Source organism: Pseudoxanthobacter sp., assembly GCF_036822375.1.
Classification (GTDB): domain Bacteria; phylum Pseudomonadota; class Alphaproteobacteria; order Rhizobiales; family Segnochrobactraceae; genus Pseudoxanthobacter.
The window spans coordinates 2,566-10,075 of the sequence record NZ_DAISHT010000124.1; the positions used below are offsets into that span (position 1 = coordinate 2,566).

6 protein-coding genes are annotated in these 7,510 nt (G+C 68.9%); 4 read left to right on the top strand and 2 right to left on the bottom strand.

All coding sequences use genetic code 11. The annotated features are described in order from the left end of the window. Positions 1-710: transketolase C-terminal domain-containing protein (locus tag V7067_RS11885; RefSeq protein WP_334176116.1), on the top strand; the 710-nt coding region annotated here is incomplete at its 5' end. A 50-nt stretch (positions 711-760) separates the two neighbouring features. Further along, a complete protein-coding gene (locus tag V7067_RS11890; protein WP_334176117.1) occupies positions 761-1,864 on the top strand; it encodes an acetoin dehydrogenase dihydrolipoyllysine-residue acetyltransferase subunit in 1,104 nt (367 codons plus the stop codon). Between the two features lie 141 nt (positions 1,865-2,005). Here V7067_RS11890 and V7067_RS11895 read toward each other — a convergent pair whose 3' ends face one another. Then, positions 2,006-3,700: an ATP-binding protein gene (locus V7067_RS11895; protein WP_334176118.1), complete on the bottom strand. Its 1,695-nt coding sequence runs from the start codon at positions 3,698-3,700 to the stop codon at positions 2,006-2,008. A 25-nt stretch (positions 3,701-3,725) separates the two neighbouring features. Then, positions 3,726-4,241: a hypothetical protein gene (locus V7067_RS11900; RefSeq protein ID WP_334176119.1), complete on the bottom strand. Its 516-nt coding sequence runs from the start codon at positions 4,239-4,241 to the stop codon at positions 3,726-3,728. 298 nt (positions 4,242-4,539) lie between these two features. Between V7067_RS11900 and V7067_RS11905 the strand changes: the two genes are divergently transcribed. Next, on the top strand, positions 4,540-6,264 hold the full coding sequence (locus V7067_RS11905; RefSeq protein ID WP_334176120.1) for an iron ABC transporter permease: 1,725 nt from the start codon (positions 4,540-4,542) through the stop codon (positions 6,262-6,264). Between the two features lie 338 nt (positions 6,265-6,602). Next, complete coding sequence (locus V7067_RS11910) at positions 6,603-7,382, top strand: hypothetical protein (RefSeq protein ID WP_334176121.1); 780 nt, start codon at positions 6,603-6,605, stop codon at positions 7,380-7,382. The last annotated feature ends 128 nt before the right edge of the window (positions 7,383-7,510 follow it).

The following is a 7,510-nucleotide window of genomic DNA, read 5'->3' on the forward strand; positions in this document are numbered from 1 at the left end:
AGATTCTCAATCAGGCCGCCAAGTTCCGCTACATGTTCGGCGGCAAGGCGCGCACCCCGGTGGTGATCCGCGCCATGGTGGGCGCCGGCTTCCGCGCCGCGGCACAGCACTCGCAGATGCTGACGCCGATGTTCACCCACGTGCCCGGCATCAAGGTGGTGTGCCCCTCCAACGCCTACGATGCCAAGGGCCTGCTGATCCAGTCGATCCGCGACGACGATCCGGTGATCTTCTGCGAGCACAAGAACCTCTACGGCCACGAGACCGACGTGCCGGCGGAATCCTATGCCCTGCCCTTCGGCGAGGCCGCGGTGGTGCGCGAGGGCCGCGACGTGACCATCGTCGCCTACGGGCTGATGGTGCATCGCGCGCTGGAAGCGGCCGAAAAGCTCTCCCGCCAGCGCATCGAGGCGGAAGTGATCGACCTGCGCACGCTGTCGCCCATCGACTGGGATACGGTGATGGAAAGCGTGGAGACGACCGGCCGGCTGGTGGTGGCCGACGAGGCCAACCCGCGCTGCTCGATCGCCACCGACATCGTCGCCAATGTCAGCCAGCAGGTATTCGGCGCCCTCAAGGCCGCCCCGCAGATGGTGACGGCTCCGCACACGCCGGTGCCGTTCTCGCCCTCGCTGGAAGATCTCTACATCCCCTCCGCCGACGCCATCGTGGCGGCCGTCTCGCGCACGCTGACGCGCGAACTCGCCTGAACCGGCCCGCGACAGAAGTTTGCGCGGACAAGACTTTGAAGGACACGAACATGAACGCACGCATCAAGCCGATCGTGATGCCCAAGTGGGGCCTGTCGATGTCGGAGGGCAAGGTCACCGGCTGGCTGAAGCGCCCGGGGGCGAAGATCGATGTCGGCGACGAGATCGTGGAGGTGGAAACCGACAAGATCGCCGGCGTGGTGGAGGCGGGCGACGCCGGGCTGCTGCGCCGCATCCTCGGGGAGCCCAACACCGTCTATCCGGTCAAGGCGCTGATCGGCGTCGTCGCCGATGCGGACGTGCCGGATGCCGAGATCGATGCCTTCGTGGCCGGCTATGCCACGCCGTCGGAAGAAGGCGGCGAGGAGGAGAGCGGACCGAAATACGAGTTCGCCGACACCCCCGCCGGCCGGCTGCGCTATGCCGACCGCGGGTCCGGCAGCGAAACCGTCATCCTCATTCACGGCTTCGGCGGCGATCTCGACAACTGGCTGTTCAACATCGACGCGCTGGCGGCGAAAGCCCGCGTGATCGCCCTCGATCTGCCGGGCCACGGCCAGTCCGACAAGGCGGTGAAGGGGGCCGGTCTGGCCGGCCTCTCGGAAGCCGTGACCGGCGTGATGGATGCTGCCGGCGTGACGAAGGCCCACCTCGTCGGCCACTCCATGGGCGGGGCGGTGGCGCTGAAGATTGCCGCGACGCACCCGGAGCGCGTCGCCTCGCTCACGCTCATCGGCTCGGCCGGGCTCGGGGCGGAGATCAACGGCGACTACCTCGCCGCCTTCGTGCGGGCCTCGTCGCGGCGCGAGATGAAGCCGCTGCTCGAACAGCTGTTCGAGGATGCCGGCCTCGTCAGCCGCCATCTCGTCGATGACATCGTGAAATACAAGCGCATCGACGGGGTGGAAGAAGCCCTCGGCGCCATTTCCGCCGCCGTCTTTCCGGGCGGCCGGCAGGCGGAGGTGCTGGCGGCGACACCCGGCCTGCCGCCGGTGCTGGTCATCTGGGGCGCCGGCGACCGCATCATCCCGGCCGCCCATGCCGGGGCGATCGCCGGAGCGAAGTCGGAGGTCATTCCCGGCGCCGGCCACATGGTGCAGATGGAGAAGGCCCACCACGTCAACGACCTGATCGTGGCCCACATCGCCGGCTGACGGCGAGCGCCTCCCGCGCCGGCCCCGGCGAGAACGGGGCCGGATTCTGATGCCGGTGCGGCACACCTCCTGCCGCACCGGCCTTTTTTTTCCGGCCGGCGCCTCTGCGCTTTTTTCGGGCGCGCGCCTCTGCGCCCTGCGTCAGGCCCGGGCTTCCGCGTGGCCCGCGACCGGCAACACGATGGTGAACAGCGCGCCGCGTGCGGTGTTGCCGGCGCGGATGGCGCCGTTCATGTCGCGGATCACCGTGCGCGAGATGGAGAGGCCGAGGCCGGTGCCGCGGTCCGCCGGCTTGGAGGTGACGAACGGCTCGAACAGACGCTCCAGCATCTCCGCCGGAATGCCGCCGGCGGTATCCTCGACCGTCAGCACGATCTCGCTGCCCACCACCCGGCCGGCCACCGTGACCGTCTTTTCGTCGCCGCCGCGCCCCTCGCCGAAGGCATCGCGCGCATTGACCAGCAGGTTGACGATGACCTGCTCGAACATGGTCTGTTCGCCCAGAACCATAGTTTCCGCCGGAAAATCGAGCGCCAGCACCAGACGGATGCCGTTGACGCGATATTGCTCGGCCACGAAGCTGATGGCGAGCTGGATAGCCTGCTGCACGGCGAACGCGCTCATCTGCGGCGAGGGCATGTGCGCGTGGCGGCGCACCTGATCGGTGATGCGCCGGGCCCGGTCGATCTGCTCGTCGATGCGCGTCAGCTTGGCGGCGACCGCCTCCGGCGCGGCGCCGGTGGCAAGCAGGCGCTGCCCGTTCGCCACCGCCATCTTCATGACCGCCAGCGGCTGGTTGATCTCGTGGGCGATGGCGGAGGCCATCTCGCCCAGCGTCGCCAGCTTGGCCGCCTGCAGCACCTTCAGTTCCGCCGCGCGGCCCTGCGAAACATCGGCCATGGCCAGCAGCGTCAGCTTCCGCCCGCCCCACACGATCTGGCGGCGCGAACCGCGCAGCGAGATGACCTCGCCCTTCGGCCCGGAAATCGTCACCGACATATTGTCGTCGGCGCCGCTGCCGCGCAGCACCACCCGGGCATGGAAATAGCTCAGCAATTCGCGCCAGCCGGGATGGTCCGGCTGCGGCGAGATCGCGGCGGCCGCGGTGGGGTTGATATAGGCGACCGAATCTTCGGCCGGATCGAACACCACGATCACCGCGGGGATGGCATCGAGCGCGGCATGCAGGCTGGCGCGGGTCACGGCCTCCGCCTCCCGCGCCTCGACGGCGATCTGCAGATTGCGCCGGTCGCGGACGGAGCGGGCCACCAACACCCCGACGAGGGTCATGCCGCAGAGAAAAATCAGCGCCAGCGGCACGATGGTGGTGTTGGAAGCCAGAACCCGCTCGCGCTCGTAAAGCGCATCGTTATAGGCCACTGAAGCCATCAGCAGCTTCTGCAGCAGGGTGCCCAGCGGCGCCAGATCGAGATCCCATTGCCGCAGCCGCGTGGAGGTTGCCGGGCTGTCCGGCACCAGTGCGTCGGTCTCGTCCAGCATGGCGGAGACGCGGTTGCTGAAACCGCGGATGGTGGCCGCGTGCGCCTCCATGTCCGGCAGCATGCGGCCTTCCTGCGACTGGTAGAGCAGTGGCAGGCGCGAGGCGAGAATCTCCAGCCGCAGTTCCATTTCCCGCAACTGGTCCGGCGCGGGATCGCGCGCGGCGACTTCCAGGGCGAAATGGGTCTGCATGTATTCGATGCGCGCCTGATAGGCGACCCAGCCGGAGGTGCGGATGGTAACGGCGAGCAGCGCCTGCTGCCGGCTCTGGGCGAGATAGAGCATCGCCGTGCCGGCGAACAGACCGACCAGCGTGGCGACCAGAACGATCGCCATCAGGTTCCGTCCGAACAAAGGCACCTTAAGCCGCAATGAACGCAATCCGCCTGATCTGCCAGACCATTCTGGCATGGTAAATCTGCTGGTCGAGTTCCGGCATCTGCGACAGCGGATAGATCAGCCAGAACGGCCCCCTATCACGGACGCGCAGCGTCCTGCCATCGATGCGTGTCGATAGCACGATGCCATATTGTGTCCAGTCCGTGGCAGGCACATGGGCTGAATAATCGTTCAGCGCCTCGATTTCGGCCGCCGAGGCCGCGCCGCCCAGCGCGGCCAGCGTGGAGAGCAGCGGGCCGGTGAAGGTCTGCGGCTCCGTCGTCCACGGCGTCTGCGTCGTCAGGCTGGCCTGCGGCAGCCGGTCCAGATCGGCAAGGCTGAGCGTGCGCGTATCCAGAACCTGCCCGCCGGCCGTCTGCCACGTCACCGCGAGGCTCGCTTCCGCCGCGCGCGCCGGGCGCCCCGACAGCATCAGCGCCGAAAACGCCACAAGCCCGCACGCCTGCCGGCGGCTGACGGCCCGTCCGACAACGGACATCGCCTCACCTCTCCCCGTCCCGCGCCGTGGAATGCCGCTCAGCATCCGCGCGCCCACGGCACTTTATTGGAAAGCCGACAGAAAGGACATCGGCGAGGGGCGGCGTCCGGCGCTCCCGCACAGTATTCTGCGGAACATCTCCGACCAGCCGGAAGGCGATCGGTCGTGCAATCCGATTGACTTTGCCGCCTCGCGGCGCCAAAGCCGGACCTGCATCTGCTCTTCTGCGATCTGCACGGGCCGGCTTCTCGCCGGCCGGCGAAAAGGCTGGCGGCAAGCGCCGGCAGGGAGGCCCCGCTTGTCCGGCACGACGCTCCAGACCCCGCCCGGCACCGCCGCCGTCCGCCGGCGCCGCGACCTCGGCTGGATGCTGGCACTGGCCTTTCTGGCGGCAGCGGCCGTTACTCCGATCATCGCCCTCGTCTGGCTGGCGGCGCAGCCTTCCGGCGATGTCTGGTCCCATCTGGTCGCCAGCGTCCTGCCGCGCGCCATCGGCACCACCGCCTTCGTGATGGCCGGCATCGGGCTCTTTACCGGCCTCATCGGCGTGGGCGCGGCGTGGGCGGTGACGATGTACCGCTTTCCCGGCAGCCGCATGCTGGACTGGGCGCTCCTGCTGCCGCTGGCGGTGCCGACCTATATCGTCGCCTTCGCGGCGGTCGAGGTGTTCGACTATTCCGGCCCGGCGCAATCGGCCCTGCGCGCGCTGACGGGCCTGAGCGGGCGGGTGCTGCCGGACATCCGCTCGTCTGGCGGCGCCATCGTCGTCATGAGCCTCGTGCTCTACCCGTATGTCTATCTCAGCGCGCGGGCGAGCTTCCTGATGCAATCCGCCGCCGCGCTGGAGGTTGCCCGCACGCTGGGGGCCGGACCGGTCCGGCTGTTTTTCGCCATCGCCCTGCCGCTGGCCCGCCCGGCGGTCGCCGTGGGCATCTCGCTGGCGCTGATGGAAACCGTCAACGATATCGGCGCGGTGCAATATCTCGGCGTGCGCACGCTGACGGTTGCCGTCTATGACACATGGCTCAATCGCGGCTCCCTGCCCGGCGCCGCGCAGATCGCGGTGACGATGCTGGCCGCGATGTTCGCGCTGGTCGCCGTGGAACGCATCGCGCGGCGTCGCCAGCGCTTCCATGCCGGCATCCGCAACGCCACGGTGCAGCCGCGCACGCTGTCGCGCGGACGCGGCCTGGTCGTTGCCGGGCTGTGCTCGCTGCCGGTGCTGCTGGGCTTCGTGCTGCCGGCGGCCGTGCTGGCGCGTGCCGCCCTGCGCCGGCTCGATCAGGCGTCGGATCCGGCACTGGCCGCGGCGGCGCTGCATTCGGTCGGACTTGCCGCCGTTGCCGGCATCCTGACGGTTGCCGCCGGCGGTGCCGTTGCCTATGCGCTGCGCCTGCGGCCCGGGCGCACGGTGCGCCTTGCCGCCGCCATCGCCTCGCTCGGCTATGCGATCCCCGGCACGGTGCTGGCGGTCGGCATCCTGATGCCGCTGAGCGGGCTCGATGCCGCCCTTGCACGCCTGATGCGCGACCAGTTCGGCCTCGCCACCGGCCTGATGATCGGCGGTTCCGGCGCCGGCCTCGTCTATGCCTATTGCGTGCGCTTTCTCGCCGTCTCCGCCGGCACGCTCGAAACCGGCCTTGGCCGGCTCTCGCCGCACCTCGACATGGCGGCGCGCACCCTCGGCCGCTCGGCCGGCGGCGTGTTGCGCGATGTGCTGACCCCTATGCTGCGGCCATCGCTCGCCACCGCCGGTCTTATCGTGTTCGTGGAAGCGATGAAGGAGCTTCCGGCAACCGTGCTGCTGAGGCCGTTCAATTTCGAGACGCTGGCCACCGTCGTCTTCAATGCCGCCTCGCAGGAGCGCTTCGAGAACGGCGCCCTCGCCGCGCTCGCCATCGTGGCGGCGGGCCTCATTCCCGTCATCGTGCTGGCGCGCGCCAGCGCCGGCAGCCGGCCCGCGCCGGTCCGGACCGACGCGCCGGCAGCCTCGGCCACCCTGCAGCCGGGCAATGCGGGGTGACGCTTGGGCAGCCGACGGGCTGCAAAGTCCAATTCTCGCCACGGCCTGCCACTAGGAATGTTGTTCACAGACGCGACCGATATAGCGTCGCTGCGTCTGTTCCATTCCGCTTCAGGCGACTCTAAACCGGGTGTCGACACTCCTGCGGCTGTCGTCGCGACGAAAAAGCTGGCTCCATGGCAGATACGACCTTCTCTTCCCGCGGTCATATGGCGAGTTACCGCTGCAGCGAGTGCGGAGAGTTGCTGTATACCGCAGCCCGCCGATGCCCGCATTGCGGTGCGACCGACTGTTCCGTACCGCTTCCTGCGCGTACCGCGCCGGCACGCGAGCCGGTCTTGACGGAAGAGACGTCGTCCTCCGGCCCGGTCCGGCCCGATATCCCGGCGCCCCAGCCGGCTGCGGAACCACGCGTCCTGCGCCATAATATTCCGACTGAACCGCCCCGGATCGCCGCATCCGCGCCGCCGCTGGAGCCGCGCCCCATTCCGCCGGAACACCGGCGTTTCGCCCGTCCCGGAGCCGAGCCGACGACCGAGCCGCGCCTGTTTCCGGCAGCCCCCGTCGTCCACGCCGACCCCATTGCAACGGACAGCGCCCTCGGCGATGTCGCGCCTGCACCGGTGGCCGCGCCATCGGCAGCAGCGAGCGGTGCGCCGCGCCTGCCGACGGCCGCCTCTCTCGATGCGTTGCAGCGGCACATGGGACGATCGGTGGAGGACTTCAGCAGCCCCGCGGGCGGGATCGCGCCAGTCATCGCGGAGGCCGATCGTGCTGTTGGCCGGCGCCGGCGCGGTCTCGGCGGCACGCTGCTTGTCGGCACGCTCGGCATTTCCGCCCTCGTCGGCGGCTGGTTATGGCTGACTGGCAAGCCTGCGGTTCACGCGGTGAGCGTTTCCAGCGGCGACAGCTGGCAGACGGTCGATATCGGCGGGGTGCTGGGCAAGGGCGGTCAGGCGGTCATCAGCGCGGATGCGCCGTTCCGCGTGCGGGTTGACGGCAAGGTCTATTCGATCACGGAAGCTGAGGGTGTTGTTCTGCCGCTTTCCGGTTCATCGCGGGTTGAGGTACGCGCGATCGGTCGTGAGGCATCGATCACGGTCAGCCCGGTTCGGTGATGACCGGTTACGCTGTTTGGAACGGGTATATCCCCGCTGTTTGGAGCGGTGTGAGTGTTGTTTTGGCTGTTTGCTTTGGTTGCGGGGACAGGATTTGAACCTGTGACCTTCAGGTTATGAGCCTGACG